At 43.4% G+C, this 24,172-nt stretch carries 21 protein-coding genes; 18 read left to right on the forward strand and 3 right to left on the reverse strand.

The window, feature by feature from the left end; all coding sequences use genetic code 11:
* Nucleotides 1-29 precede the first annotated feature (29 nt).
* The 7 genes from FCL54_RS14355 (at nucleotide 30) to FCL54_RS14385 (ending at nucleotide 10,724) form a co-directional block, all read left to right on the forward strand.
* Nucleotides 30-1,172: an acyl-CoA dehydrogenase gene (locus tag FCL54_RS14355; protein WP_138127420.1), complete on the forward strand. Its 1,143-nt coding sequence runs from the start codon at nucleotides 30-32 to the stop codon at nucleotides 1,170-1,172.
* A 235-nt stretch (nucleotides 1,173-1,407) separates the two neighbouring features.
* Nucleotides 1,408-2,550: an acyl-CoA dehydrogenase gene (locus FCL54_RS14360; protein WP_138127421.1), complete on the forward strand. Its 1,143-nt coding sequence runs from the start codon at nucleotides 1,408-1,410 to the stop codon at nucleotides 2,548-2,550.
* Nucleotides 2,551-2,565: 15 nt separating this feature from the next.
* Nucleotides 2,566-3,510 (forward strand): methylmalonyl Co-A mutase-associated GTPase MeaB, encoded by a 945-nt coding sequence (gene meaB / locus FCL54_RS14365; RefSeq protein WP_138127422.1) that lies wholly within the window; start codon nucleotides 2,566-2,568, stop codon nucleotides 3,508-3,510.
* Between the two features lie 27 nt (nucleotides 3,511-3,537).
* Nucleotides 3,538-4,179, forward strand: a complete 642-nt coding sequence (locus tag FCL54_RS14370; protein ID WP_138127423.1) for a TetR/AcrR family transcriptional regulator — start codon at nucleotides 3,538-3,540, stop codon at nucleotides 4,177-4,179.
* A 101-nt stretch (nucleotides 4,180-4,280) separates the two neighbouring features.
* Entirely contained in the window at nucleotides 4,281-7,559 is a 3,279-nt protein-coding gene (icmF, locus tag FCL54_RS14375) for a fused isobutyryl-CoA mutase/GTPase IcmF (protein WP_138127424.1), read from the forward strand.
* Nucleotides 7,560-8,041: 482 nt separating this feature from the next.
* Nucleotides 8,042-8,560: a DNA-directed RNA polymerase subunit delta gene (gene rpoE / locus FCL54_RS14380; RefSeq protein ID WP_138127471.1), complete on the forward strand. Its 519-nt coding sequence runs from the start codon at nucleotides 8,042-8,044 to the stop codon at nucleotides 8,558-8,560.
* A gap of 565 nt (nucleotides 8,561-9,125) precedes the next feature.
* Nucleotides 9,126-10,724, forward strand: coding sequence for a CTP synthase (locus FCL54_RS14385; RefSeq protein WP_138127425.1), 1,599 nt, complete (start codon nucleotides 9,126-9,128; stop codon nucleotides 10,722-10,724).
* Between the two features lie 430 nt (nucleotides 10,725-11,154).
* On the opposite strand, the gene FCL54_RS14390 is transcribed toward FCL54_RS14385, so the two are convergent.
* Complete coding sequence (locus FCL54_RS14390; RefSeq protein WP_171016852.1) at nucleotides 11,155-11,694, reverse strand: DUF2529 family protein; 540 nt, start codon at nucleotides 11,692-11,694, stop codon at nucleotides 11,155-11,157.
* 229 nt (nucleotides 11,695-11,923) lie between these two features.
* Here FCL54_RS14390 and FCL54_RS14395 point away from each other — a divergent pair, with 229 nt between their 5' ends.
* Together FCL54_RS14395 and fba are read left to right on the forward strand one after the other, a co-directional pair.
* Nucleotides 11,924-12,292: a response regulator gene (locus FCL54_RS14395; RefSeq protein WP_138127427.1), complete on the forward strand. Its 369-nt coding sequence runs from the start codon at nucleotides 11,924-11,926 to the stop codon at nucleotides 12,290-12,292.
* A gap of 258 nt (nucleotides 12,293-12,550) precedes the next feature.
* Nucleotides 12,551-13,414, forward strand: a complete 864-nt coding sequence (fba, locus tag FCL54_RS14400; RefSeq protein WP_138127428.1) for a class II fructose-1,6-bisphosphate aldolase — start codon at nucleotides 12,551-12,553, stop codon at nucleotides 13,412-13,414.
* A 46-nt stretch (nucleotides 13,415-13,460) separates the two neighbouring features.
* Here the strand turns inward: fba and FCL54_RS24625 are convergent, their stop codons facing one another.
* A complete protein-coding gene (locus FCL54_RS24625; protein ID WP_281281378.1) occupies nucleotides 13,461-13,583 on the reverse strand; it encodes a hypothetical protein in 123 nt (40 codons plus the stop codon).
* Between the two features lie 138 nt (nucleotides 13,584-13,721).
* Here FCL54_RS24625 and fsa point away from each other — a divergent pair, with 138 nt between their 5' ends.
* The 7 genes from fsa to FCL54_RS14435 all read left to right on the forward strand — a co-directional run bounded on the left by fsa (nucleotide 13,722) and on the right by FCL54_RS14435 (nucleotide 20,387).
* A complete protein-coding gene (gene fsa, locus FCL54_RS14405; protein ID WP_138127429.1) occupies nucleotides 13,722-14,369 on the forward strand; it encodes a fructose-6-phosphate aldolase in 648 nt (215 codons plus the stop codon).
* A gap of 159 nt (nucleotides 14,370-14,528) precedes the next feature.
* Nucleotides 14,529-15,818, forward strand: a complete 1,290-nt coding sequence (locus tag FCL54_RS14410) for a UDP-N-acetylglucosamine 1-carboxyvinyltransferase (protein ID WP_138127430.1) — start codon at nucleotides 14,529-14,531, stop codon at nucleotides 15,816-15,818.
* 133 nt (nucleotides 15,819-15,951) lie between these two features.
* Complete coding sequence (glpX, locus tag FCL54_RS14415; protein WP_138127431.1) at nucleotides 15,952-16,920, forward strand: class II fructose-bisphosphatase; 969 nt, start codon at nucleotides 15,952-15,954, stop codon at nucleotides 16,918-16,920.
* A 421-nt stretch (nucleotides 16,921-17,341) separates the two neighbouring features.
* Nucleotides 17,342-18,610, forward strand: a complete 1,269-nt coding sequence (rho, locus tag FCL54_RS14420; RefSeq protein WP_425467130.1) for a transcription termination factor Rho — start codon at nucleotides 17,342-17,344, stop codon at nucleotides 18,608-18,610.
* A 202-nt stretch (nucleotides 18,611-18,812) separates the two neighbouring features.
* Nucleotides 18,813-19,019 (forward strand): 50S ribosomal protein L31, encoded by a 207-nt coding sequence (gene rpmE / locus FCL54_RS14425; RefSeq protein ID WP_138127432.1) that lies wholly within the window; start codon nucleotides 18,813-18,815, stop codon nucleotides 19,017-19,019.
* Between the two features lie 219 nt (nucleotides 19,020-19,238).
* The gene (locus FCL54_RS14430; protein WP_138127433.1) at nucleotides 19,239-19,859 is read left to right on the forward strand and encodes a thymidine kinase; all 621 of its coding nucleotides are present in this window, start codon (nucleotides 19,239-19,241) and stop codon (nucleotides 19,857-19,859) included.
* A gap of 153 nt (nucleotides 19,860-20,012) precedes the next feature.
* The gene (locus FCL54_RS14435; RefSeq protein WP_138127434.1) at nucleotides 20,013-20,387 is read left to right on the forward strand and encodes a hypothetical protein; all 375 of its coding nucleotides are present in this window, start codon (nucleotides 20,013-20,015) and stop codon (nucleotides 20,385-20,387) included.
* Nucleotides 20,388-20,517: 130 nt separating this feature from the next.
* On the opposite strand, the gene FCL54_RS14440 is transcribed toward FCL54_RS14435, so the two are convergent.
* Nucleotides 20,518-21,849 (reverse strand): FAD-dependent oxidoreductase, encoded by a 1,332-nt coding sequence (locus FCL54_RS14440; RefSeq protein ID WP_138127435.1) that lies wholly within the window; start codon nucleotides 21,847-21,849, stop codon nucleotides 20,518-20,520.
* 332 nt (nucleotides 21,850-22,181) lie between these two features.
* Between FCL54_RS14440 and prfA the strand changes: the two genes are divergently transcribed.
* The gene (prfA, locus tag FCL54_RS14445; RefSeq protein ID WP_138127436.1) at nucleotides 22,182-23,252 is read left to right on the forward strand and encodes a peptide chain release factor 1; all 1,071 of its coding nucleotides are present in this window, start codon (nucleotides 22,182-22,184) and stop codon (nucleotides 23,250-23,252) included.
* 7 nt (nucleotides 23,253-23,259) lie between these two features.
* Entirely contained in the window at nucleotides 23,260-24,120 is an 861-nt protein-coding gene (gene prmC, locus FCL54_RS14450) for a peptide chain release factor N(5)-glutamine methyltransferase (RefSeq protein WP_138127437.1), read from the forward strand.
* Nucleotides 24,121-24,172: the final 52 nt, after the last annotated feature.

The raw sequence follows: 24,172 nt of genomic DNA on the forward strand, positions 1-24,172 counted from the left end.
GCATGAGAAAGCCTTGAGGAGGAACTTATATGGAGCTTCGCTTCACTGATGAGCAACTGATGATGCAGAAGATGGTCCGCGATTTTGCCCAGAAAGAGATTGCGCCGATCGTTGAACATATGGAAGAAACAGACGAATTCCCAAAAGAAATCGTCAAAAAAATGGGAGAACTCGGCTTGATGGGAATTCCGGTTCCTGAAAAATATGGCGGCGCGGAGATGGATTATACTTCTTATATCATCGCGATAAACGAGATTTCCCGTGTCAGTGCGACTGTGGGAGTCATCCTTTCTGTTCACACATCAGTCGGAACAAACCCGATCCTTTACTTTGGGACAGAAGAACAAAAACAAAAGTACATTCCAAAGCTTGCGTCCGGCGAGTATCTGGGGGCATTTGCGCTGACAGAACCTGCTGCAGGGTCTGATGCTGCAAGCTTAAAAACAAGAGCCGTGAAAAAAGGCGACCATTATGTGCTGAACGGCTCCAAGATCTTCATCACAAACGGAGGAGAAGCAGACACGTATATCGTTTTTGCCAGAACAAACCCTGAGGAAACAGGTAACAGGGGCGTCTCGGCATTTATCGTTGAGCGCGACACTCCGGGATTTTCAATCGGTAAAAAAGAAAAGAAAATGGGACTTAACGGCTCGAACACCGTTGAGATCATTTTCGAAGATGCGAAGGTCCCGGCAGAAAACCTGCTCGGTAAAGAGGGGGAAGGCTTTAAAATCGCCCTCGCTAACCTTGAAAAAGGAAGGATCGGAATCGCGGCGCAATCACTGGGAATCGCAGAGGCAGCCCTTCACTATTCGACCCAGTATGCAAAAGAAAGAAAGCAATTTGGCAAACCGATCGGCCAAAATCAGGGTGTCGGCTTTAAACTTTCTGATATGGCGACCGAAGTGGAAGCTGCGAAACTATTAATCTTCCGTGCTGCCGACTTGATCTCAAGAGGAGAACCATGCCGAACAGAAGCATCGATGGCAAAGCTCTGCGCCTCCCAGGCTGCAGTCAAAGCATCGATCGAAGCAGTCCAGATCTACGGCGGATACGGCTACACCAAAGAGTACCCGGTAGAACGCCTATTCCGTGACGCCAAAGTAACCGAAATCTACGAAGGCACAAGCGAAATCCAGAGAATGGTCATCAGTAAGAACCTATTGAAATAAAACATTTAACGAAACATTTTTGAAATTAACTAAAAGCCTTTAATAAGACCACAAAGCGACACATCGTTGCTCCCCTTAAAAAAGATTGAATAAATCTTTTTGCAGGAGCGCAAGCGACAAGTCTCGTCGATTTAAATGAATCGTCAAGCTCGCTTGTAAGAGGCTTTTAAACCGTAAGAGACGCCGGGGAGCAATAACACTGAAATAACTCAAAGATAAAAAGGGGAGAAACCAAATGAATTTCCAACTATCAGAAGAACACGAAATGCTAAGAAAAATGGTCAGAGACTTCGCTAAAAAAGAAGTCGAACCAACAGCAGCGGAACGCGACGAAGAAGAACGCTTCGACCGGGGCGCTTTCAACAAAATGGCGGAACTTGGCCTTACAGGAATCCCGTGGGACGAAAAATACGGAGGCATCGGCTCGGACTACCTGGCATACGTTATCGCAGTTGAAGAACTTTCACGTGTGTGTGCATCCACAGGCGTAACGCTTTCAGCTCACACATCACTTGCTGGCTGGCCGATCTATACATTCGGGACAGAGGAGCAAAAGCAAAAGTTCCTTCGCCCGATGGCAGAAGGCAGCAAGATGGGTGCATACGGCCTAACAGAACCAGGCTCAGGATCAGACGCGAGCGGCATGAAAACCACTGCGAAGCTTGAAGGCGACCACTATGTACTAAACGGCTCTAAAATCTTTATTACAAACGGTGGAGAAGCGCAAATCTATGTTGTCTTCGCGCAAACCGATAAAGAAAAAGGACACCGGGGCATCACAGCGTTTATCGTAGAAGAAGGAACACCGGGCTTTTCCATGGGTAAGAAAGAAAAGAAACTGGGTATCCGTTCATCCCCTACATTAGAAATCATATTTGAAGACTGCAAGATTCCGGCAGAAAATCGACTTGGCGAAGAAGGAGAAGGCTTTAAGATCGCGATGAAAACCCTTGACGGGGGCCGTAACGGAATCGCTGCCCAGGCGGTCGGGATCGCACAGGGCGCTCTTGATGCTGCTGTAGCTTATGCAAAAGAAAGAAAGCAATTCGGAAAACCGATCGGTGAAAACCAGGGTATCGGATTCAAGCTTGCAGACATGGCAACAAAAGTAGAGGCAGCAAGACTGCTAACCTATCAGGCGGCCTGGAGAGAAAGCCAGGGTATCTCTTACGGAAAAGAATCCGCGATGTCTAAGCTGTATGCAGGCGATATTGCGATGGAAGTAACTACAGAAGCGGTTCAGGTATTCGGCGGATACGGCTATACAAAAGATTATCCGGTAGAGCGCTATATGCGTGATGCGAAGATCACCCAAATTTATGAAGGCACACAGGAAATTCAGCGACTTGTTATTTCAAGAATGCTTTTAAAAGATTAATTGGAGTTGTTTTGGATGCATCCACTGGCAGAACGGATAAAAAACAAGGATGAAAGAGCGCTGGCACGGGCCATTTCCCTCGTGGAAAACGATAGTCCCGAGAAGCTTTCCCTGTTAAAGGATATCCACCCGATGACAGGAAGGGCCCACTATGTTGGCATAACAGGTTCTCCAGGAGCAGGGAAGAGCTCGCTTGTGAACCGGCTGATCACCTATTTACGCTCGCTTGATTTAAAAGTGGGAATTGTAGCAGTAGATCCAACGAGTCCTTTCAGCGGAGGGGCTTTGCTCGGGGACAGAGTACGGATGGCAGAACATTTCACAGATCCGGGCGTGTTCATTCGCAGTATGGGAACACGGGGTAGCCTCGGCGGGTTGTCGAGAACAACGAAAGAAACAGTCAGGCTGCTCGATGCCTATGGATTCGATGTGATCTTGATTGAAACGGTCGGAGTCGGGCAATCCGAACTCGATATTATGAAAATTGCCGATACGATCACAGTTGTTTTAAATCCTGGCAGCGGTGACGTTGTCCAGGTGTTTAAAGCGGGCATCATGGAAATCGCCGATGTATTCGTCGTAAATAAGGCTGACCTGCCAGGCGTGCAAAAATTGCTTACTGAACTTGAAAGCATGCTTGACATTGTAAAGCATGATGCTGATTGGAGGCCTCCTGTCGTACAGACGGTCTCTGTGAAAAACCAGGGGATCGACGAAATGTGGAAAGAGATCGACCATCATAGACAGGAAATTGAACGGACAGGCGAAAGGGAAAGAAGAAGAAAAGCCAATCTTGAGCGGGAAGTTCTTGAGGTCGTTCATTACGAATTAATGCGCGAGATACAAAAGCGAGAAGAAGATACTGGATACGAATGGTTAGAGGATGTCGAGAAAAACCGGGTCGACCCTTATTCGGCGGCCCAGCGGATTTTAAGAAAGTGGACAGAAAATCCAACATAAGAAAATGACTTCATAGGAGATGAGAGTATCGTGAAAAAGAATGTTCCTTCGATGGTGAAGGATGAGAAGCTCATCCAAAAGCGACGGAACCAGATGATCAAGGCCGCGGTCTCTTTGTTCAAGGAAAAAGGATTTCATCGAACCACGACCCGTGAAATTGCCAGGGTAGCCGGCTTTAGCATCGGCACGCTGTATGAATACATTCGAAAAAAAGAAGATGTGTTATACCTGGTCTGTGATTCGATTTACGATGAGGTCCGAGAAAGGCTCGAAAACGCCATCGATGTTGATAAAAGCGGACTGGAAAAACTCAAGCAGGCAGTTCATGCGTTTTTTAAAGTGATGGATGATATGCAGGATGAAGTGCTCGTCATGTATCAGGAGACAAAGTCACTGCAACAGGAAGCCCTGCCGTATGTACTGAAGAAGGAAATCGGTATGGCTGAAACGTTCGAAAAGCTGCTGAAGCACTGCGTGGATGAAAAACAGTTGGAGCTGAGCGATAAAGAGATCCAATGTGTGGCACATAATATACTTGTTCAGGGACAGATGTGGACGTTTAGAAGATGGGCGCTTCACAGCCTGTATACGTTGGAAGAGTATGCAGACATACAGCTCGGGCTTATGCTTAATGGAATCGAGAAAGGGAAGGTTTCGTCATCGGTGTAACGAAGGGGCAATTATTGCTCCCCGGCGACTCTATTGTTGTCTTACTTTTTGAAAGAAAACCTGACAGACAAAAAAGCAAAACACATAAGGAGGTAAATGGGATGAGTACGGTTGATATTTATCGTCCGAAGAACCATGTTCGGTTTGTGACGGCGTCGAGTCTGTTTGATGGGCATGATGCCTCCATTAATATTATGCGGAGAATTTTGCAGGCAAGCGGTGCTGAAGTGATACACCTTGGACATAACCGCTCCGTCGAAGAAGTGGTGAACGCAGCGATTCAGGAAGACGTTCAGGGAATCGCTATTTCCTCTTACCAGGGCGGACATATGGAATACTTTAAATACATGTATGACCTGCTTCAGGAAAAAGGGGCACCGCACATTCGCATTTATGGCGGAGGCGGGGGTGTTATCATCACTCGTGAAATCAAGGAACTGCATGAATACGGTATCGCCAGGATCTTCTCTCCAGAAGACGGCAGGGAGCATGGCCTTCAGGGCATGATCAATCAGATGGTCAAGGAGTGTGACTTCCAAACGGTCCGCCAGATTTCTAATCAAATGGAAAACCTTAAGGAGCGCGATCCACAAGCTGTTTCCAATCTGATTACCTTTGCAGAGGAATTTGGTTCAAAAAAATATGAGTCAACCAGCGGAGAAGTTGCTGCAACTGCTGAAAAAGTATTCACTGACTTGAAAAATATGACGACGGAAACGCCTGTAATCGGTATTACTGGAACAGGGGGAGCAGGTAAAAGCTCCCTGACAGATGAACTCGTTCGAAGGTTTTTAAACGAATTCGAAGATAAAACGGTAGCGATATTGTCCGTTGACCCGACAAAACAAAAAACAGGCGGTGCTTTGCTTGGTGACCGTATCCGCATGAACGCGATCCATAACGAGCGAGTATTCATGCGCAGCCTTGCGACGAGAAAATCGAAGACTGAACTTTCTGATGCGATCCGTGATGCACTAACAGTCGTAAAAGCTGCTGATTATGATTTGATCATCGTTGAAACGAGCGGGATCGGCCAGGGAGATGCCGAAATCGTAGAAATCTCGGACGTTGCGATGTACGTGATGACAAGCGAGTTCGGAGCACCATCCCAGCTTGAAAAAATCGATATGATCGATTTTGCTGACTTGATCGCGATCAACAAGTTCGAGCGAAAAGGCTCTGAAGACGCACTCCGCGATGTAAAAAAACAATACCAGCGCTCCCATATGCTGTTTGACAAAGACCTTTCTGAGATGCCGGTTTACGGCACAATCGCGAGCCAGTTCAATGACCCGGGAACCAACACCCTTTTTAAAGTGCTTGTTGATACGATAAATGAAAAATGTAACCTTGACTGGAAAACAGATATTGAAACAACTGACAAAGTAGAAAAGCTAAACCTGATCATTCCTGGTGACCGGCAGCAATATTTGAATGACATTTCCAGAACGGTTAAAGGCTATCATGAGTATGTGGAAAAACAAGTTAAGCTTGCTAGAAAAGCGTTCCAGATCGACGGAACCGTAAAAGCGCTTAAAGAAGCAGAAGATGATCACTCTGGAACCGTCAACATGCTTGAGAAAATGAAAGAAGAAACGCTCGAAAGTATGCACCCGGAAACAAGAAAGATCATAGAAAACTGGCCGGAAGTAAAAGAAAAGTACGCTGCACAGGAGTTTGTTACAAAGATCCGCGATAAGGAAATCGTTACGGAGCTTCAAACGAAAAGCCTTTCAGGACTTGATATTCCTAAAGTTGCGCTTCCGAAATATGAGGACTGGGGAGAAATTGTCCGCTGGGTCCTAAAAGAAAACGTGCCGGGTTCATTCCCGTTCACGGCAGGAGTGTTCCCTTTCAAGCGTAAAGGGGAAGACCCGAAACGGCAGTTTGCAGGGGAAGGAACTCCAGAACGTACAAACCGGCGCTTCCACTATCTTTCAAAAGATGACGATGCAAAGCGTTTAAGTACGGCTTTTGACTCTGTAACATTGTATGGGGAAGATCCTGACTATCGTCCTGACATTTACGGAAAAGTCGGCGAAAGTGGTGTCAGCATCTGTACATTGGATGACATGAAAAAGCTGTATGCTGGTTTTGACCTTTGTTCACCGTCTACTTCGGTTTCAATGACGATCAACGGTCCGGCACCGATCATCCTTGCGATGTTTATGAATACGGCAGTCGAGCAGCAAATCGAAAAATTTGAAGAAGAAAAAGGCCGCTCCGCAACAGCAGAAGAGCTGGAAGAGATCAAAGCATATACGCTGAACACGGTGCGCGGAACCGTTCAGGCGGATATTTTAAAAGAAGATCAGGGACAGAATACATGTATCTTCTCAACAGAATTTGCGCTTCGCATGATGGGAGATATCCAGGAATATTTTATCGATAATCAAGTACGTAACTATTACTCTGTTTCAATCTCCGGCTACCATATCGCTGAAGCGGGAGCGAATCCGATTTCCCAGCTTGCATTTACGCTCGCGAACGGCTTTACCTATGTTGAGTACTACTTAAGCCGGGGAATGGACATCAACAAGTTTGCGCCGAACCTGTCGTTCTTCTTCAGTAACGGACTTGATCCGGAATATACCGTTATCGGACGTGTCGCTCGCCGAATCTGGTCTACTGTTATGAGGGATAAATACGGTGCGAACGAGAGAAGCCAGAAGCTGAAATACCATATCCAGACATCAGGACGCTCGCTCCATGCCCAGGAAATGGACTTCAACGACATCCGTACGACGCTTCAGGCATTGATGGCGATTCAGGACAACTGTAACTCGCTTCACACGAATGCATATGATGAAGCGATCACCACACCATCAGAAGAGTCTGTTCGAAGAGCGATGGCGATCCAGATGATCATTTCAAAAGAGCTTGGTTTAACGAAAAACGAAAATCCTCTTCAAGGTTCTTTCATTATCGATGAATTAACAGATCTTGTAGAAGAAGCGGTATTAATGGAGTTTGAACGAATCAATGCCCGCGGCGGCGTACTGGGAGCGATGGAAACGCAGTATCAGCGCGGTAAGATCCAGGAAGAATCTATGTATTACGAAATGTTGAAGCATACAGGGGAGCTTCCGATCATCGGAGTCAACACATATCGCAATCCGAACCCTCCTGCAGAAGAAGAATTCAACCTGCAGCTGGCCCGTGCTTCAAAAGAAGAAAAAGAGCAGCAAATCGCCAACTTGAAAGCGTTCCAGGAACGAAATGCAGGCAAAACAGAAGAAGCGCTAAAACGTCTGCAAGAAGCTGCCCTTACAAACGGAAACATCTTCGAAGAATTAATGGAAACAGTAAAAGTAGCAAGCCTTGGCCAAATCACAACCGCACTATACCAGGTAGGCGGAAAATACCGTCGTAACATGTAACATAAAAAAAGCAGCAATAAAACTTCTTTTTACTTGTAAAACAAAAAAGTTCATATTATCTTTAATGGAAAGGGGAAACCCTTTCCCTTTATTTGTAATACAATAATAACTTCAACCTGTTTACAAGAATAAAAGAATGGCAACAATTTAAATAGAGTTATAATCAATTTCTTAATATTTTTAAATGGGACCACAAAGCGTTACATCTTTGCTCCCCCAAAAAAAAGATTGATGAAATCTTTTTTTGTAAGAGCGTTAGCGATTGGCACGTTGTTTTGAGAGCTACGTCAAGCTTGCTTGTAAGAAGCTCTTGAAACATAAGTGCCGAGGGGGAGCAAAACTGTCCCTTTCTTTGAAGATATTTTGCCTTCTTCTATAGCATATCTAACCAAACTTTGTTTATAATGAATGGTATGATTTTCAAATCAAGACTAAGATCCTATGTTACCGTTCAGAAATGAAAGGGAGTGCCTTAATTGAGTATGACAGACCAACTCACACCTGAAGAAATCCTGGAAACACCAATGATCGAAATCATGCATCATGTATTGTTGCAAGAAAAAAAACCATTGTCCTTCTATGCGCTCATGCAGCGTATCGGAGAATTGAAAAACATGCCCAATGAAGAAGTGAAGGAACGCCTTGCACAAGTCTATACAGATATAAATATCGACGGCCGCTTCGTAACACTTGGTGACAACCAATGGGGCCTAAAAAGCTGGTATCCTGTTGAACAGAGCCAGGAAGAGCTAGCGACAACCATCAAACCTAAAAAACAACGCAAAAAAGATGAAGATGCAGATGAGCTAGGCCTTTATGACGATCTTGATGATGACTTCGAAGACCTTGATGAAGACGTGGAATTCGACGAAGTGGATGATGAAGACTTTGCTGCCGACGACGCAGATCTCGATTTCGATGCGGACGAAGATTTTGACGAAGACGACGATGAAGATGAAGACTTTGCAGAAGATGAGTATGACCTGGAAGATGAAGACTAAAAATTATTTGTAAGACCGGTTGACTTTATAGGAGGAAATCGGTAGAATCATTTTTGGGCTTTACCAAACAGAAATTTAATAATTGAACGATAGAATAAAAACAAAAGCGCCCCCTCCAAATGGGAGAGGAGTCGCTTTTGTTTTTTTATATTTATAAGGGCTTTTATTCTTGTTTGAAATGGCTATCATATTTTTAAGTAGTTATCGAAGAGCGAATTATTCAGCCTATTAATACTCCTAAAAGGAAGTTCCCTTATTATAAAAGGCTCCTTTCTAAAAGATTGTTGCTTTTGCACATAAGCCATAAACTGCGACGTAAGTTACTGTTGACCGATACGGAAAGCGAACTGCCCGGAGTGGAAATCAATGCTGCAATTGCAGTTCATCTCTAATGAGAAGCTTATTAAGCAAGAAAGTATGGGAAGAGAGCTTTAAAAAAAGCGTATGAACGTGACACTGCCGCAACTAAACTTTGCAGGATAACATTATTTTTCCAAAACTTGTTTTCTTCTGCATGAGATATAAATCAATATGGCAAAACTACTTAACCGAGGAGGAATTCCAAATGACTAAAAAATACATCTTTGTTACCGGTGGTGTTGTTTCTTCACTGGGAAAAGGAATTACGGCAGCGTCTCTCGGCCGTTTATTAAAAAATCGCGGTATCAATGTTACCATTCAAAAGTTTGACCCATACATTAACGTCGATCCGGGTACGATGAGTCCGTATCAGCATGGAGAAGTTTTTGTAACAGACGATGGAGCGGAAACAGATCTAGACCTTGGTCACTATGAGCGCTTCATTGACATAAATCTTTCTAAAAACAGCAACGTAACAACAGGAAAGATCTACTCTACTGTTTTGAGAAAAGAACGCCGCGGTGACTACCTTGGCGGAACAGTTCAAGTTATTCCGCATATTACGAACGAAATCAAAGAACGTGTCTTCCGAGCAGGAAGAGAAACGAACGCTGATGTCGTTATCACAGAAATCGGCGGAACTGTCGGAGACATCGAAAGCTTGCCTTTCCTTGAAGCGATTCGCCAGATTAAAAGTGATATCGGAAAAGAAAATGTAATGTATATCCATTGTACGCTCCTTCCATATTTAAAAGCGGCAGGAGAAATGAAGACGAAACCAACCCAGCACAGCGTAAAAGAATTGCGGAGCCTTGGCATCCAGCCAAACGTAATCGTCGTTCGAACTGAAATGCCTGTTCCTCAGGAAATGAAAGACAAAATCGCGCTCTTCTGTGATATCGATAAAGACGCGGTAATCGAAGCACAGGATGAGGATACATTGTATAAAGTACCTTTGTCCCTGCAGAAGCAGCATCTTGATGATATAGTTTGTAACCATTTGAAGCTAAAATGCGGCGAAGCAGACATGGAAGAGTGGAAACAGCTCGTCGATAAAGTAAGGAACCTGTCCAGGAAAACAAAGATCGCGCTTGTAGGTAAGTATGTTGCTCTTCAGGATGCTTATATCTCCGTGGTAGAATCACTGCGACATGCGGGCTACGCATTCGATGCAGATATCGATATCAAATGGATCGATTCAGAAACAGTTACAGAAGAAAACGTTGGGCAATTGTTAAATGACGTTGATGGCGTTCTAGTGCCGGGCGGTTTTGGAGATAGAGGGATCGAAGGGAAAATTTCAGCTATTAAGTATGCCAGAGAAAACAAAATTCCTTTCCTTGGGATTTGCCTGGGTATGCAGTTAGCATCAGTAGAATTTGCCCGCAATGTTTTAAACCTTGAAGGAGCACACTCTGCTGAAATTGATCCAAAAACAGACTACCCGATCATTGACCTTCTTCCAGAACAAAAAGATATTGAAGATCTTGGCGGAACGCTAAGACTTGGATTATATCCTTGTAAGCTTCAAGAAGAAACAAAAGCTTACAATGCATACAGTGACGAAGTGATCTATGAACGCCATCGCCATCGTTACGAGTTCAATAATGAGTATCGCCAGCGAATGGAAGAGGCAGGGTTCCAGTTCTCAGGGACAAGCCCGGATGGCCGTCTTGTGGAAATTATTGAAGTAAAAGACCATCCATGGTTCGTTGCATCCCAGTTCCATCCGGAATTCACTTCTCGTCCAACAAGGCCACAACCATTGTTCAGAGAATTTATCGGAGCAACTTTAAACAAATAACATCAGGAAACGCCCTTATTCAAACAGGGCGTTTTTTAATTGCCGTTTTAAATTTATTAAAAAGTAAAATCAATCTTGACTAACAGAACGTTTGTTCGTATAATAATTTTAAAGAAAGCTAAAGTTTCTCTCTCAAACTTTAGCGCCTTGAAACGTTTTTCTTTTTATCCTCAGATAAATGGGAGAAGACAGAACAAGGCGCCGACAGTTCGGCTCGCGCTAGAGGCTTATGCAGAGGTAATGTCCAAGTTATGTAACCAGCGGGAGGTTGAGGTGGTCTTGCGAGGAATTACAGGGAGTGAGTCTCCCCGACAACTATAATTCTTCCAGTATTTACAAATTCCTTCTTATTTTTTGAAAATTTTTATTTTTATTTTCTATTTAGGTCGAAATTTGTGGAATAAGTTGTCTCTGCAAGTAAAAGAGACAATTAAAGATCCAGTTCATGTTCCTGCAGAATTTCCGTCGTGGTCAAAAATAAGGCAAAGTAACAATATAGAGCTGCCATTGCGGAAGGGAAGCCGACTCTGTTTCCGTCTTCACCAGGTACAAGGGCATCCACCTGCTTTGTATCAAGATGAAAATCAACCTCATTCACAAAAAGCCGTTCTTCCTCTTTTCTTGTTGCGGAAATGCCGATCACTACTGCACCTTTTTCTCTTGCTTCTTTTGCAAGATCGGCTGCCTTCTGGTCCTCTGAAAATCTTGTAGCCAGTACTACCCCATCTTGAGGAATAAGCTCTGCCATTTTCCCACCTTTTATTAAAAAATCAGTGGCAGGCAATGTTTGAGCTCCATAAACCGCTTCATAAGAAACAGCCTGCATCTCATCTACGCCATGGAAGTAAAGTGTTCCTCCGGCAGACAACACCTGGGTAAACACCCGAGAAATATCTTCGATCATCATCTCTTCTTGCTCCTGAATCTTATTAAAAGTTCCCATTAACTGAGTAGTAAAAATCTTTAACATCGTTTCCGTCCTTTCATTCATTAATAACTATCAGACATTATAACGTTTTAGAATGCAAGGTACAAAAATCAAGGTTATCATTATTGATAGGGCCGGGGAGCAAAAATACTATTAATCATCTCTGCAATAAATATAAATCCCGATTGCCTAAAAAACCTTGAAGGAATCCTACTAATCACAGAGAATAACTTACAAAAGGAGAATTTATGCATAGTTGGAGGCTACATTCATGAAGAAAAAAATCTTAATTGTCGATGACCAATATGGAATACGGATCCTTCTTAACGAGATATTCCAAAAAGAAGGCTATGAGACATACCAGGCTGCTAACGGTGTTCAGGCCCTTTCGATCGTAAAAAGCGAAGATCCGCAACTTGTCATATTAGATATGAAAATTCCAGGAATGGATGGACTTGAAATATTGAAGAGAATCAAGGAAATGGAAACAAAAGCCCAGGTAATCATCATGACAGCATACGGAGAACTGGACATGATCCACGAAGCGATAGAACTCGGAGCGGTCACCCATTTCGCAAAACCGTTCGATATCGATGAAATACGTGAAGCGGTAAGAAAAGAACTCCCGTTAAACAGTTGATAACCAGTAGCGGAAAAAGGATAGCGCTTTCATAAAAAACCTTGATAAATCAAGCGTTTGCCCTTCTTTTATTATGTTGATATGCTATAATAGAACCGGTAATTGGAGTTGCATAAAAGGCGTTATTATTTTCCTGATCCATACATAAAACCCATCCATTTATGCCATGTTGTAGAAGAATAGCAATAGATTTCTATTACGCCATTTGCTCCACAAAATGTTCAAGTAAGTATTCAACAATCTAAGGAGGATCTTACAATGCCTTTAGTTTCCATGAAAGAAATGCTCGAAAAAGCAAAAGCAGAAAGCTATGCTGTCGGGCAGTTTAACCTAAATAATCTTGAGTTCACTCAAGCGATTTTACAGGCCGCACAGGAAGAAAAGTCTCCGGTTATTTGCGGTGTGTCCGAAGGTGCTGCGCGTTACATGGGCGGTTTCAATTTCGTTGTGAAAATGGTTGAAGCGCTTATGGAAGAGTATGAAGTGACTGTACCTGTTGCGATTCACCTTGACCACGGTTCAAGCTTCGAAAAATGCATGCAAGCGATGAAAGCTGGATTTACTTCCGTTATGATCGATGGTTCCCATTATCCGCTTGAAGAAAACATCGCGCTTACAAAGAAAGTTGTAGAAGCTGCACATGCAGTCGGTGTTTCTGTTGAAGCTGAGCTTGGCAGAATCGGCGGCCAGGAAGATGACTTGATCGTTGACGACGCTGAAGCAGCATACGCGATTCCGGAAGAGTGTGAGAAATTGATCAACGAAACTGGTGTAGACTGCTTTGCTCCAGCACTTGGTTCTGTACACGGTCCATACAAAGGCGAACCGAACCTTGGATTTGATCGCATGGAACAAATCAGTAAATTGACTGGTGTTCCGCTTGTTCTTCATGGCGGTACTGGCATCCCTACAAAAGATGTTAAGAAAGCAATCGAGCTTGGCCATGCAAAAATCAATGTTAATACAGAAAGCCAGATTTCTTCTTCTAAAGCCGTTCGCCAGGTTCTAGAAGAAAAGCCTGATCTGTATGACCCGCGTAAATATCTTGGGCCTGCACGTGAAGCTATTAAAGAAACAGTTAAAGCAAAAATGCGTGAGTTTGGTTCTTCCAATAAAGCGTAAGCAAAAATAGAAAGGAAGCCGCCTGGATCATTTGGGCGGTTCCTTTTCATATCACTTCCATCCAGGCGCTCATCATCGCATTTCCCTCTGCCATAGACATCATTAAAAACGATACGCCTGCCACTCTGTTTGTCACCCGGACTCCGACGTTTAAGTTTGGCTTTTTCAAGGTAAATTCTTCATAGAATAGAATCCTCTAAATTAGTACAACCAAAGAAGCAATTTTAAGAGAAATAAGCCAATTTGATAGAATTATGTTACTATTTTATAGTAAACGCTTTCGAACAATAGAAAAGGAAGTGATCCAGTGAAGATTTTTATAGATACTGCAAATGTAAGTGAAATTAAAGAAGCATATGACATGGGGATTGTATCAGGTGTTACGACAAACCCATCTTTAGTAGCGAAAGAAAACGTGGATTTTCATGACCGCCTGCGAGAAATTACAAGTTTTGTAAAAGGATCAGTAAGCGCAGAGGTAATTTCGACAGAAGCAGATGGAATGGTGGAAGAAGGAAAAAAACTTGCTGACATCGCACCGAATATCACCGTGAAAGTCCCGATGACAGGAGAAGGCCTGAAAGCTGTTAAAGAATTCAAAGAGCTTGGCATTAAAACGAATGTTACCCTTGTTTTTTCTGCGAATCAGGCATTGCTTGCTGCAAGAGCGGGAGCATCGTATGTATCGCCATTTTTAGGCCGTCTTGATGATATTGGGCAGAACGGATTAGACCTTATTGCGCAGATTGCTGAAATTTTTGGTTTGCATGGAATCGAGACGGAGATTATAGCAGCGAGCATCCGCCACCCGATGCATGTAACAGATGCAGCCCTGGGAGGCGCTCATATTGCTACAATGCCGTTTAAGGTCGTCCAGCAAATGCTTAAGCACCCATTAACAGACGCTGGAATCGAAAGGTTCCTTGCAGATTGGGAAAATGCACAAAAAGGCTAAGCAAAAGTAAAAGGTTTAGTATTAGGAAAAAAGTAAAATTTTAATCTGATTTATAAAAATTGGCATGAACTTCCTAATTATGCTCATACTAAAACTAACGTATGAAAATAAGGTGTTTTTGCTTAAAACTTGAACAGCGTGCAAGGAAGGGAGACAGTTATGGAAAAGTTAATGATCGCCGGAGGACAGCCTCTAAGTGGAACCGTACAAGTAAGTGGAGCTAAAAACAGCGCAGTTGCTCTTATACCGGCGGCTATTCTTGCTGAATCAACAGTGACGATTGACCATTTGCCAAATATTTCAGATGTTGCAATCCTACGTGATTTACTTGAAGAAATTGGCGGTAAAGCTGAGTTGGATGGTACAACATTAACCGTTCATCCAGAAAACATGATTGCGATGCCGCTTCCAAATGGACGAGTTAAAAAGCTTCGTGCTTCTTATTATCTAATGGGCGCTATGCTCGGGCGCTTCAAAAAGGCAGTGATCGGCCTTCCGGGTGGATGTAACCTTGGCCCTCGCCCGATCGACCAGCATATCAAAGGGTTTGAAGCACTCGGAGCAAAAGTGACGAATGAACAGGGAGCGATTTACCTTCGTGCGGACGAGCTGATAGGTGCTCGCATTTATCTTGACGTTGTTAGTGTCGGAGCTACGATTAACATTATGCTTGCTGCAGTCAGGGCAAAAGGTCGGACAGTGATTGAAAATGCTGCGAAAGAGCCTGAAATTATTGATGTCGCAACGCTTTTAACAAGTATGGGCGCAAAGATAAAAGGTGCCGGTACAGATGTTATTCGCATTGATGGTGTCGATGAACTGCATGGCTGTTATCATTCGATCATCCCGGATCGCATTGAAGCAGGGACATATATGATTATGGGAGCTGCAGTGGGAAAAGACCTGGTCATCGATAACGTTATCTCTCAGCACCTTGAGTCCCTTATAGCTAAATTGCGTGAAATGGGTGTTACGATTGAAACAAACGAAGATCAGGTTTTTGTACAGGCTCCTGATAAGCCGTTAAAGAGTGTAGATATTAAAACACTTGTCTACCCAGGATTTCCAACCGATCTTCAACAGCCTTTTACATCCCTTTTAACAAAAGCTGCGGGAAGCAGTGTTGTAACTGACACTATTTATTCTGCCCGCTTTAAACATATTGACGAGCTCCGCAGGATGGGAGCCAATGTAAAGGTAGAAGGCAGATCGGCGATCATTAACGGTCCGTTGAAGCTGCAAGGAGCCAAGGTGAAGGCTTCAGATCTTCGTGCGGGAGCATCATTAGTCGTTGCTGGCTTAATGGCGGATGGTATCACTGAGATATCCGGTATCGAGCATATCGATCGTGGTTATGAAAAGCTTGTTGAAAAGCTTTCAAGCCTTGGGGCGGATATCTGGCGTGAGGAAATGGATGTTGAAGAAATGAAAGAAGTCGAAAGTTCTTGATGAGCATTCATAAAGAAAATCGTTACTGGAACGATTTTCTTTTGATTTTAACCTGAAAGCGTTTTACTTTTCGTATACAATAGAGAAGAGAGAAAAAATTGCGAGCCCGAAAGCAATGGGGGAGGAGAAAATCATGGAAAGAAGTTTATCAATGGAGCTTGTCCGTGTAACAGAAGCTGCTGCTTTAGCTTCTGCTAGATGGATGGGAAGAGGCAAGAAGGAAGAAGCTGATGATGCTGCTACTTCTGCAATGAGAGATGTATTTGATACTGTGCCGATGAAAGGGACGGTTGTAATCGGGGAAGGGGAAATGGATGAAGCCCCGATGCTGTATATCGGAGAAAAGCTAGGAACAGGTTACGGGCCTCGTGTCGATGTAGCTGTAGACCCGCTTGAAGGGACAAACATTGTCGCTGCCGGCGGATGGAATGCGCTTGCGGTGCTTGCGGTTGCTGACCACGGTAACTTGCTTCATGCTCCTGATATGTATATGGACAAGATTGCAGTTGGACCTGAAGCGGTAGGAAAAGTGGACATCAATGCGTCTGTCCTTGACAATTTAAAAGCGGTTGCGAAAGCAAAGAACAAGGATGTCGAGGATTGTGTGGCGATCGTTCTAAACCGTAAACGACATGAAAAGATCATCCAGGAAGTTCGGGATGCAGGGGCAAGAATTAAACTGATTTCAGACGGTGATGTTGCAGGTGCGATCAATACGGCGTTTGAAGATACAGGTGTAGATATTTTGTTTGGCTCAGGAGGAGCTCCCGAGGGTGTTCTTGCTGCAGTGGCATTAAAGTGCCTTGGAGGAGAAATTCAGGGAAAGCTTCTTCCTCAAAACGATGAAGAACTAAAACGCTGCCATGGAATGGGCATTTCTGATATTAATAGAGTGCTTCGGATGGAAGACCTTGTGAAAGGCGATGACGCAATCTTTGCTGCTACAGGTGTAACGGATGGAGAGCTTCTAAAAGGTGTTCGATTCAAGGGAACCTTTGGAACGACAAGCTCTGTTGTCATGAGAGCGAAGTCTGGAACTGTCCGCTTCATTGACGGGAAGCATAGCCTTCATAAAAAACCAGACCTTGTTATTAGACCATAATGGCCTTATAATCTATATATTAAGAGGTAGTGCGTTTCATGCGCGCTACCTTATAACTGTTTAAAAGTTGAATAATTCATGTTAATATGGGTAAAATAAAAATTGTGTTTTGTTTTTTGATTCATCTTCTATGTTAAGATTCCTCATCATGGAAAATTCCTGCTCTAAAACTCCATGTACCTCTTAAGGAATTACATATTCAGCCCTACAAGGACGAATTTCTTTTTGGTCGTTTATTTAAAATTTAATTTTTTCAAAGAAAGCAGATCTGTTTGTTTTTCTTCTTTTAAACAATGTTTTAATTGTTTGTTTTTCTATGGATGTTTTTCGAAAAGAGTGTTGGTGGGAATGAACGTATAATAGACAGGCATCGTGTAGCTTGTTTCAAGCAATATTTAAAAATCAGAAGTGTGGTGTCATAATGGGAGTTAATTTATCAGAATTAGAAGGTATGAAACTAAAAGATTTGTACGAAAAAGCCAAAGAATACAAAGTCTCATACTATAGCAAACTTAACAAAAGAGAACTTGTTTTTTCGATTCTTAAAGCTCAGGCTGAACAATCCGGCCTATTGTTTATGGAAGGGGTTCTTGAAATTATCCCTTCAGAAGGCTTTGGCTTTTTAAGGCCGATCAATTATTCGCCGAGCTCAGAGGATATTTATATTTCAGCATCCCAAATCAGGCGTTTTGACTTGAGAAACGGTGACAAAGTATCAGGAAAAGTTCGTCCGCCAAAAGAAAACGAGCGTTACTACGGTCTGTTGCATGTAGAAGCTGTTAACGGGGAAGATCCTGATTCCGCGAAGGAACGTGTACACTTCCCGGCGCTTACTCCGCTTTATCCTGAAAAGAAAATGGTGTTCGAAAGCAATCCGAAAAACATTTCGACGCGAATTATCGATATGATTGCACCGGTTGGTTTTGGACAGCGGGGATTGATTGTTGCCCCTCCAAAGGCCGGAAAAACGATGCTTTTAAAGGAAATTGCTAACAGTATCACAACCAATCATCCTGAAACCGAACTGATTGTGCTATTGATCGATGAGCGACCTGAGGAAGTGACCGATATCGAGCGCTCCGTTGATGGAGAAGTAGTGCATTCAACATTTGATGAAGTGCCGGAAAATCATATTAAGGTAGCAGAACTTGTGCTGGAACGTGCGATGCGCCTGGTAGAACATAAAAAAGATGTTGTGATTCTGCTTGACAGTATCACACGTCTTGCAAGAGCATACAACCTTGTAATCCCTCCGAGCGGCAGAACCCTGTCCGGTGGTATTGACCCGGCTGCGTTCCATCGTCCTAAACGTTTCTTTGGTGCGGCAAGGAATATTGAAGAAGGCGGAAGCTTAACGATTTTGGCAACTGCCCTTGTCGAAACCGGGTCACGTATGGATGATGTAATTTACGAGGAATTTAAAGGAACAGGAAATATGGAGCTTCATCTCGACCGTCGCCTTGCAGAAAGAAGAATTTTCCCGGCGATCGATATCAGGCGTTCTGGAACAAGAAAAGAGGAAATGCTTTTGCCGAAAGAGCAGCTTGAAATGTTATGGTCGATCCGTAAAAGTATGGACGATTCGATGGAATTTGTGGAGCATTTCTTGAAACGGATGAAGAAAACGAAGACAAACAAGGAATTTTTCGATATATTTGAGAAGGAAAAAACTGGCTCTTCACGCAGGTAAGAGAGATGATATAATAGGGAACGGCAAAGCGGGAAAGACCTATGCTGAGGGTAATGACAAAGTTTTTTATTCCTCATTGCATATATGGATACTCCCTGTTATAATATTTCTATGTGTTTAGGAATGACTGCCCGGAATTTTCGGGCATCCTATAAAGTTAACTCTGTTTCCTCAGGACTCAGGGCGGAAGGAGATGAAAAGCATGAAACAAGGAATTCATCCTGGTTATGAAAAAGTAACAGTTACTTGTGCATGCGGAAACGAATTTGAAACTGGTTCTTCAAAAGCTGAAGGCGTAAAAGTTGAGGTTTGTTCCGAGTGCCATCCATTCTACACAGGCCGTCAGAAGTTTGCTGAAGCCGGTGGACGTGTAGATCGCTTTAGAAAAAAATACAACCTTAATAAGTAAGGCTGGTAAACAGGCAAGTACTTCTCTTGCCTGTTTTTTTACTCGCACAAATTATTTTCGCACCTTCTAGTCAAAGCATGAAAAATTATACCAGGCATTCATACCATCTCCTGCGAAAAGATATTATGCCCCGATAATGGATACATACACTGATATCGTGACGGCATTTCAGGGTATTGAATAAGCTATTAAGAAATACCGGAAAGGAGAAGTCATCGCATGCAAGTCATGTCACGCCCCGGTTGGATCGAAGTCATTTGCGGAAGCATGTTTTCCGGCAAATCGGAAGAATTGATTCGCCGGGTGAAAAGAGCTACCTACGCCAAGCAAAAGGTTAATGTTTTTAAACCGAAAATCGATGACCGTTATAGTGAAGAAGCGGTTGTTTCCCATAATGGAATGTCTGTAATGGCTGTTCCTGTTGAAAATTCACTCGATATTTTTGATTTATTAGTGGATGATGTCGAGATTGTCGCAATCGATGAAGTCCAGTTTTTTGATGAAGATATTACAATGGTTGCACAAAAGTTGGCTGATCAAGGGGTAAGAGTCATTGTAGCTGGTTTAGACCAGGACTTTAGAGGAGAATCATTTGGCCAGATGCCGCAGCTTTTAACAATGGCGGAATTTGTGACAAAATTGCAGGCCATTTGCGTATCCTGTGGATCACCTGCAAGCAGGACTCAGCGATTGATCGATGGCGATCCAGCCCATTATGAGGATCCGATAATCCTTGTGGGTGCTTCAGAGTCATATGAACCTCGCTGCCGCCATTGTCATGAAGTGCCGGGGAAGTCCCATTCTCCAAATAAAACCGAAAACTCTGAATTAGTGAAGTAGCTGTTTCTAAGGAAACGGCTCTTTTTTTTGCTTAAAAAATTCCATCCATTGTTTTACGCAGCAAATTTCCTTTAATTGGTCTTATAGATGGTACATTTTTCTTCGTCTTCTTTATCGTGGGACAGGGCACGCTAAGTGCAGGAGGTGTCCTAGATGAAAAAAGGTTTAATGATCGCTGGAATCATTCCGGTGCTTCTTGCAGCTTGTTCGCCGCTTCAATCCTCAGGGGCAAGGGACCGGAATGAAATTCAAAACATATATGAAACAAATTTAAACCCGAATAACTACCGAAACATGAATGCTAACAAGCCGACACTCAGTAACGACCAGGCGAAGATAAGAGAAGCTGTTAATCGGATTGACGGAGTTAGAGCAGGCATGGTAGCAATTGTTGGGAACATTGCTTATGTTAATGTTAAATTCACAAAAGACATTAAACAGGAAGATCGCAGGGATTACCTGAATGAAATTGAAGAAAAAGTGTATAAGGAAGTTCCCCGGTATAAAATCCGTGCCAGAGAATCGTAAAGGACGCTCCTTCCCGGAGAGTCCTTTTATTACCGTATAGAAAATATACCTTTTAGCAGAGAAGAAGGTTCGCCGTTTTTGAAAAGTTTTAGGAAAGATAGCGCAATTCTCCGTCGGCGAGTTTTCTATCTTATGTTGCCCGCCTTGCAGCCTGTTGAATCGGATCCCATACACTGTTGTAAGGTGGAGAGTAAGCAAGATCAAGATCTTCCATATCGTGTAGAGTCATCTGGTGAAACAATGCAGTAGCAAGCACATCCACCCTTTTATCAACGCCGTGTTTCCCTATAAATTGCCCGCCTAGAATCCTCTGGTTATCCTTTCGGAATGTAATCTTTACCTTCAGTTTCTCGGCATCAGGATGATAGCCAGCAATGTCGGTTGCTTCTGTATAACAGGAGTCGTAAGGAATTCTTAACGCTTCTGCTTCTTTTTCAGATATACCCGTCCTGCCCAGCGTAAGGTCAAGAAACTTGATTACAGAGGTTCCGACTATGCCTTTAAACGTTTTAGGGATTCCGGCCATATTCAATCCTGCGATTCGCCCCTGTTTATTTGCTGTCGTTCCGAGCGGGATAAAATCGTCTTTTTCTTTTACCAGGTTATAATGGACAGCACAGTCTCCGGCTGCATAGACATCCTTCACGTTTGTTTCCATGTAATGGTTGACCTTGATGGCCCCGTTTTCTGCCAGATGGATCGGTGTACCTTTTACAAACTCGGTGTTTGGCTTAACACCTACAGAAACGAGGACAAGATCCGCTTGATAGCTTCCTTTATCAGTTACGACCTGTTCGACACTCTTGCTGCCTTCGAATGCTTTTACCGCTTCTTTCGTTTTTACTTCTATCCCGTGTTTTTCAGCTTCTTCGTGTACAAACGTTGCCATGTCTTCATCAAAAATCCCGGCAAGATGAGAAGATAGTTCAATAATGGTTACTTTTTTTCCGAGGTGAACAAATGCTTCTGCCATTTCGAGTCCGATGTATCCACCGCCGATAACAGTAACATGTTCTACGTCTTTATCAAGCGAGCCCATTATTTCTTCTGCATCCGGTATTGTTTTTAGCATATGTATCCCCTCAAGATCAAACCCTTCCCATTTTGGATTAACAGGATTTACTCCTGTAGCAATCAACAGCCTGTCGTACTCGTATGAAAAGATTTCATGGGAATCTAACTTTGTTCCAGTCACAACTTTGTTGACTGTATCCACCTTTTCAACATTGTGTAACGTTCTGGCATCAATGCCGTACTTATCACGAAAAGTTTCCGCCCTGCGTGCGATGAGGTTTTCGGTCGATGGAATCAATCCGCTTATCACATAAGGAAGTCCGCACTGTCCGTAAGAATAAATCGAGCCTCTTTCAAGCGTGAGTACCTCTGCCTCTGAATCGTTCCTCACAATTTGCATCGCAGCACTCATACCGGCCGCATCTCCGCCGATCACTACATATTTCATTACCCATTCCTCCTTATCCCACGTTGCTTCTTTTTAGTATTCCCCGGGTAGTATTCTTATTAACATTTTTTTGGGTCAGACCCCGAAGTTAATTATCCACAAAAACAATGGGGTCAGACCCTGCTGTGATGTGTGGATAAAACAAAACGCGTTGGTAGAAAGATAACGTTGTTTAAATCTGTGGCATATACATAGTCAAGACGGTTTGAATAGGTATTGGGACGCCTTCTCCCGGGTTATCCAAAAAAACAGTGGGGTGTTGCCCGCTTTACTAATGGGCATTTGTATACTATAATTAGAATGTTATGCAATGATTAATGAGGTGAAAAAGCGTGTTAGAACGTTTAGAAGCGATAGAAGAGCGTTATGAAAAATTAAATGAGTTGCTTAGTGATCCAGAAGTTATTAATGATACAAATAAGCTGCGTGAGTATTCGAAGGAGCAGTCTGATCTGCAGGAGATTGTCCAGGTTTACCGCGTTTATAAAACTGTAACAGATGAATTAGAAGATGCAAAAGTGATGCTGGAAGAAGAAAAAGATCAGGAAATGCGTGAAATGGTTAAGCTTGAGCTCAATGAGCTGGAAGAACGTGAAGAAGAGCTTAGCGACAAACTGAAAGTCTTGCTTCTTCCAAAAGATCCTAACGACGATAAGAACGTTATCGTTGAGGTTCGCGGTGCTGCCGGTGGAGACGAAGCTGCATTGTTTGCCGGCGACCTATACCGTATGTACAGCCGATATGCTGAGGTGCAGGGCTGGAAGACAGAAGTTATCGAAGCGAGTTCCACGGAGCTTGGCGGTTACAAAGAGATTATCTTTATGATCAACGGTAACGGAGCTTATTCTAAGCTTAAGTATGAAAACGGAGCTCACCGTGTTCAGCGTGTACCATCTACAGAATCCGGCGGACGCATTCACACTTCGACTGCTACAGTCGCTGTACTGCCTGAAGCAGAAGAGGTTGAAGTAGAAATTCACGAGAAAGACATTCGTGTTGATACATTTACATCCAGCGGGCCAGGAGGGCAAAGTGTAAATACTACTATGTCTGCGGTTCGTTTAACACACTTGCCAACTGGGACAGTGGTATCATGCCAGGATGAAAAATCACAGATTAAAAACAAAGAAAAAGCAATGAAAGTATTGCGTGCACGTGTATATGATAAGTTCCAGCAGGAAGCACAAAAGGAATACGATGAAACCCGTAAATCTGCAGTAGGGACAGGGGACCGTTCGGAGCGTATTCGTACGTACAATTTCCCGCAAAACCGTGTAACAGACCACCGCATTAACTTAACGATTCAGAAGCTCGATCAGATTCTTCAGGGGAAGCTGGATGAGTTTATCGATGCGTTAATTACTGAAGAGCAAACCAGGTTAATGACAGAGGCTGGAGTGTGAACGTAACATGCGAAAAATTTACGAAGCCCTCAATTGGGCTTCTTCTTTTTTAGAAGAAAATGGACGCGAACCGTTTGCTGCTGAGTTGCTGCTTCGCCATGAACTGGGGGTCGATCGAACCGGCCTTTTCATGAAAATGCGGGACGGTATTCCAGAGGCTATGGAGCGGGCATTTGTTGAAAAGATTAAAGCCCATGCAACAGGTATTCCGCTTCAGCATCTTACAGGAACAGAAAGCTTTTACGGGCGCGAATTCACGGTTAACGAACATGTGTTGATTCCAAGGCCGGAAACAGAAGAACTCGTATTAGGAGTTATCGAAAGGTCCGCGAAGCTCTTTCCTGGAAGTGAGCCTTTATCACTTGTAGACGTTGGAACCGGGAGCGGGGCAATTGCGATTTCTCTGGCATTAGAGCTCGAACGGTCAAACGTGACCGCGATCGACATTTCTGAGGAAGCATTAAAGGTCGCCAAACAAAACGCAATCAACCTTCGTGCAGAGGTTTCCTTCTTGCATGGAGACCTGCTGCAGCCAATTATCGAACAGGGAAAGCGTTTTGACATCGTCGTCTCCAACCCTCCGTATATCTCGCAGGAAGATTACGAGCAGCTTGACCCGCTTGTGAGAGACCATGAGCCAATAACAGCTCTAGTTGGCGGAGAAGACGGTTACGAATTATACCGAAAGCTTGCCCACCAAATTCCTAAAGTATTAGCTCCTAAGGGGATCATCGCTTTTGAAGTCGGCGAAAAACAGGCGAAAACAGTCGCCGGCTTTCTAGAAGCCTCCTTTGGAAACAACATCAAAACAGAAATCGTAAAAGACATAAACGGAAAACAACGCATGGTCTTCGGACAGGTAGGATAACCATCCCGCCTGTCTTTTTCCATGGGTATATTTTAATTTTTAGCATTTAAAT

This window comes from Exobacillus caeni, from assembly GCF_005747095.1.
Taxonomy (GTDB): Bacteria; Bacillota; Bacilli; order Bacillales; family Guptibacillaceae; genus Exobacillus; species Exobacillus caeni.

Bases quoted from the DNA above. Each gene is read 5' to 3' on its own strand.
- FCL54_RS14355 (WP_138127420.1), top strand. From the start codon at position 30: ATGGAGCTTCGCTTCACTGATGAGCAACTGATGATGCAGAAGATGGTC.
- icmF (WP_138127424.1), top strand. From the start codon at position 4,281: ATGAGTACGGTTGATATTTATCGTCCGAAGAACCATGTTCGGTTTGTG.
- rpmE (WP_138127432.1), top strand. From the start codon at position 18,813: ATGAAACAAGGAATTCATCCTGGTTATGAAAAAGTAACAGTTACTTGT.
- FCL54_RS14390 (WP_171016852.1), bottom strand. From the start codon at position 11,694: ATGTTAAAGATTTTTACTACTCAGTTAATGGGAACTTTTAATAAGATT.
- glpX (WP_138127431.1), top strand. From the start codon at position 15,952: ATGGAAAGAAGTTTATCAATGGAGCTTGTCCGTGTAACAGAAGCTGCT.
- FCL54_RS14360 (WP_138127421.1), top strand. From the start codon at position 1,408: ATGAATTTCCAACTATCAGAAGAACACGAAATGCTAAGAAAAATGGTC.
- FCL54_RS14395 (WP_138127427.1), top strand. From the start codon at position 11,924: ATGAAGAAAAAAATCTTAATTGTCGATGACCAATATGGAATACGGATC.
- FCL54_RS14435 (WP_138127434.1), top strand. From the start codon at position 20,013: ATGAAAAAAGGTTTAATGATCGCTGGAATCATTCCGGTGCTTCTTGCA.
- rho (WP_425467130.1), top strand. From the start codon at position 17,342: ATGGGAGTTAATTTATCAGAATTAGAAGGTATGAAACTAAAAGATTTG.
- rpoE (WP_138127471.1), top strand. From the start codon at position 8,042: ATGACAGACCAACTCACACCTGAAGAAATCCTGGAAACACCAATGATC.
- FCL54_RS14385 (WP_138127425.1), top strand. From the start codon at position 9,126: ATGACTAAAAAATACATCTTTGTTACCGGTGGTGTTGTTTCTTCACTG.
- prmC (WP_138127437.1), top strand. From the start codon at position 23,260: ATGCGAAAAATTTACGAAGCCCTCAATTGGGCTTCTTCTTTTTTAGAA.
- meaB (WP_138127422.1), top strand. From the start codon at position 2,566: ATGCATCCACTGGCAGAACGGATAAAAAACAAGGATGAAAGAGCGCTG.
- fba (WP_138127428.1), top strand. From the start codon at position 12,551: ATGCCTTTAGTTTCCATGAAAGAAATGCTCGAAAAAGCAAAAGCAGAA.
- FCL54_RS14430 (WP_138127433.1), top strand. From the start codon at position 19,239: ATGCAAGTCATGTCACGCCCCGGTTGGATCGAAGTCATTTGCGGAAGC.
- FCL54_RS14410 (WP_138127430.1), top strand. From the start codon at position 14,529: ATGGAAAAGTTAATGATCGCCGGAGGACAGCCTCTAAGTGGAACCGTA.
- FCL54_RS14440 (WP_138127435.1), bottom strand. From the start codon at position 21,849: ATGAAATATGTAGTGATCGGCGGAGATGCGGCCGGTATGAGTGCTGCG.